This window comes from Maritalea sp. (assembly GCF_047634455.1).
GTDB lineage: Bacteria > Pseudomonadota > Alphaproteobacteria > Rhizobiales > Devosiaceae > Maritalea.
In genome coordinates, this window is record NZ_JBLIAI010000119.1 from 1 (window position 1) to 3,222 (window position 3,222).

Below are 3,222 nucleotides of genomic sequence, written 5' to 3' on the forward strand. Positions count from 1 at the left end.
GCGCAAAGTCAGGCTCAATACCGGTTGTGTCACAATCCATCACCAAACCAATGGTGCCGGTTGGGGCAATCACAGACACTTGGGCGTTACGGAAACCGTGTTTCTCGCCCAATTTCAGCGCATTGTCCCAGGCTTTTTTGGCGTGTTTGACCAAACGTTCATCGGGGCAGTTGGCATGGTCGAGCGGCACAGGGTTGATGGATAGTTTTTCGTAGCCATCGGATTTGCCATAGGCGGCATTGCGGTGGTTGCGGATGACGCGCAGCATATCATTTGCGTTTGGCTTATAGCCCGGGAAGGGGCCAAGCTCTTTCGCCATTTCAGCAGACGTCGCATAGGAAACGCCGGTCAAAATAGCAGAGATGGCACCGCCAATGGCGCGGCCTTCGTCTGAATCATAACCAATGCCGTTGGTCATCAATAGGCCGCCGATATTGGCGTAACCAAGACCCAAAGTGCGGAACTCATATGAGCGTTCAGCGATCGCTTTTGATGGGAATTGCGCCATCATCACTGATACTTCAAGCACCATGGTCCACAAACGAACAGAGTGCTCAAAATCCTCGATGAGGAACGTGCCGTCTTTGGCGCGATATTGCAGCAGGTTCAGAGAGGCAAGGTTACAGGCGGTGTCGTCCAAGAACATATATTCAGAACAAGGATTGGACGCCCGGATATCGCCCGATGATTTGCAGGTGTGCCAGTCATTGATGGTGGTGTGATATTGAATGCCCGGATCAGCACATGCCCAAGCGGCATAGCCAACGCTGTCCCAAAGGTCGCGGGCTTTTAGGGTTTTTTCGGTCATGCCCGAAATGCGTCCAACCAAATCCCAATCGCTGTCTTGTTCAACCGCTTCAAGGAAACCGTCTGTTACGCGAATGGAGTTGTTTGAGTTTTGGCCTGCGACTGTCAGATAGGCTTCACTATCCCAATCTGTGTCATAAACCGGGAATTCAAGGTCGGTATAGCCTTGCTGAGCAAATTGGATAACGCGCTGAATATAGTTTTCAGAAACGAGGGCTTTTTTTGCGGCGCGTACTTCGCGCTTAAGGGCAGGGTTCTTGAGAACGTCAAAGCAGTCATTGCCCGGACCTTCGCAATTCACACAAGCCTTCATGATGGCTTTCATGTGTTTGGAAACAGTTTTTGACCCGGTGACCAGGGCGGCAACCTTTTGCTCCTCTTTCACCTTCCAATTGATATATTCCTCAATATCTGGGTGATCGATATCAACAACGACCATTTTAGCAGCGCGACGGGTGGTGCCACCTGATTTAATGGCGCCTGCAGCGCGGTCACCGATTTTGAGGAAGGACATCAAGCCAGATGATTTGCCGCCACCAGAAAGGCTTTCGCCGGAACCACGAAGGGCAGAAAAGTTTGACCCGGTGCCTGAGCCATATTTGAACAGGCGAGCTTCACGCACCCAAAGGTCCATAATGCCGTTTTCGCCGACCAAATCGTCTTCAACAGACTGGATGAAGCAAGCGTGAGGCTGTGGGTGCTCATAAGCGGAATTAGAGCGCACAAGCTCGTGGGTGAACGGGTCCACATAATGGTGGCCTTGGCCGGGTCCATCAATGCCATAAGCCCAATGAAGGCCGGTGTTGAACCATTGTGGGGAATTTGGCGCACATTTTTGGGTGGCGAGCATGAAGCACATCTCATCAAAGAATGCGCGGGCGTCTTCTTCTTTGTTGAAGTAGCCACCTTTCCAGCCCCAATAGGTCCAGGTGCCAGCCAAGCGATCAAAAACTTGGCGGCTGTCGATCTCAGAGCCGTACTGTTGGTCTTCAGGCAATTTTGCGATGGCTTTATCGTCGGGGACAGAGCGCCACAACCAAGAAGGAACAGTGTTTTCTTCAACTTTTTTCAGCGACGCTGCAACACCTGCTTTGCGGAAGTATTTTTGCGCAATAATATCAGCGGCAACTTGCGACCAGCTCTCAGGGACATCAATATTTTCAAGCCTGAATACAATTGAGCCGTCAGGGTTCTTTATTTCACTCGTCGCCTTGCGAAACTTGATGCCCGCATAAGGAGATTGATTTGGCTTTGTGTAACGCCGCTCTATGCGCATTGGTAGTCCCCGCTATAAATGGACGCATCATACGCGTCCGTTGAACCAATATGGTCCTTCGATTGTCTGTTCGACTTTACCCGTTAGGCGCAGGAAATGAGCCTTTCCTACATGGCCTATTAGCCCCGATAGTGTCATCTTGTGGCCCGACATTTCTTGCCGGTTTAAGTCCCAAAATGTTCGCAAAACCAAGTATCTGTACAAGCAAATACGCAAAGCAAATACTTAGGCAGATACACGTATCTACATAGATTTTGCTTCTCGCGCCGACAAAATGGGTTCCAAACCCGCACTGGTAGGTGGGGCTTTGTTACGCAATTTACTTTGTCGGTGCTTTTACTCAATTCGCAAGCACAGAGCCTAGTCATTTCCGAAATGTCGTCAACTGCAATGATTTGAATTTTTTACAATCCCTAGTGTCCGTTTCGCCTAGTATGACCATATCTGGTATATTTGGTGTGAACAACGGGGATAAAGTGAACACTGTGATTCGGCTGCATAATGGTAATGTTGCGGCAATATTTTCCCGGTCAGTTTCGCCTCGTATCACATTATATAATTCAGATATGTTCCCGAAATATCGGTAGTTTGGCCCAGTTGTTGAACATTTGGTCAAACCAGAGGTTAATGAATTTAGGTCCGGGAAAGTGCCATTGGTGTCCATGCCAACTTTTCTTACAACCCTGTCAAGCGCATTATTTGGTATGTTTTTTGTATTGCGTATTAGGTTGTTTTAGATGGGTGCTCATGCTCCGTACAAGGCCGACGACAAAAAAGGGCCTTCTGTAGTGGTGATTGAAACCGCACGGCATATGCAAGTTCTTTACAGGTCAATGCTTTCGGGCGCTGCAACGCGCGCTTTGCGGATCTATGGCAATCCAAAAGATGCCATTCAGGCGATTCTCTCTGATCCGCCAGATGTGTTGCTGGTTGATTGGGAAGCGGATGGATTGCCAGGCACCCGATTCTTAAAACAGTTTCGATCCAAGCAACTCTACCCGATCTGTTTGTTGCCGGTGATTATGGTGATGTCAGAGGTGCGGCAACGTACATTTGAGCAAGCCATAAAGCTGGGTGCTCACGCCGTTCTTGCCAAACCCATTTCAACCAACCGCCTATTTGACTATATCGCCTGGGCT

Annotated in this window: 2 protein-coding genes; one reads left to right on the plus strand and one right to left on the minus strand. The window is 49.3% G+C overall.

What is annotated here, in order from left to right; all coding sequences use genetic code 11:
* A partial coding sequence (locus tag ACJAZW_RS15410; RefSeq protein ID WP_415159690.1) for an adenosylcobalamin-dependent ribonucleoside-diphosphate reductase occupies positions 1-2,083 on the minus strand: 2,083 nt, incomplete at its 3' end.
* 737 nt (positions 2,084-2,820) lie between these two features.
* Between ACJAZW_RS15410 and ACJAZW_RS15415 the strand changes: the two genes are divergently transcribed.
* A partial coding sequence (locus ACJAZW_RS15415; protein WP_415159692.1) for a response regulator occupies positions 2,821-3,222 on the plus strand: 402 nt, incomplete at its 3' end.